Raw genomic sequence first — 265 nt, 5'->3', positions numbered from 1 at the left:
CGCTGAGGAAGATGTAGTTGCCCAGGTTGATCAGCACCTGCAGCTGCTGGTCGGCATAGGCGAAGATATCGGTGTACGGGGGAATCGCCACATCCGCTTCGGCGAAACTGATCTTCAGCACGATGGCGAATGGCAGCAGGAAGAACAGCATCAGCCAGATGAAGGGTACGCCGATGACCAGCCGGCGCCCGGTATTCAGGGGCGAGCGCCTCATGCCTGCAGCACCACGCCGCTGTCATCCCACCAGTAGACGAACACCTCTTCC

The 265-nt window shown here is 60.0% G+C and carries 1 pseudogene; it reads right to left on the bottom strand.

Annotation, left to right across the window (positions count from 1 at the left end):
- Positions 1-199 (bottom strand): annotated as a pseudogene (locus AAEZ09_RS28480) (putrescine ABC transporter permease PotH); the annotation flags it as partial.
- Positions 200-265 lie beyond the last annotated feature (66 nt).

Origin of the sequence: Pseudomonas sp. 65/3-MNA-CIBAN-0223, assembly GCF_040310425.1 — a bacterium.
Taxonomy (GTDB): Bacteria; Pseudomonadota; Gammaproteobacteria; order Pseudomonadales; family Pseudomonadaceae; genus Aquipseudomonas; species Aquipseudomonas gregormendelii.
This window is presented reverse-complemented; position numbering and strand designations above follow the sequence as displayed.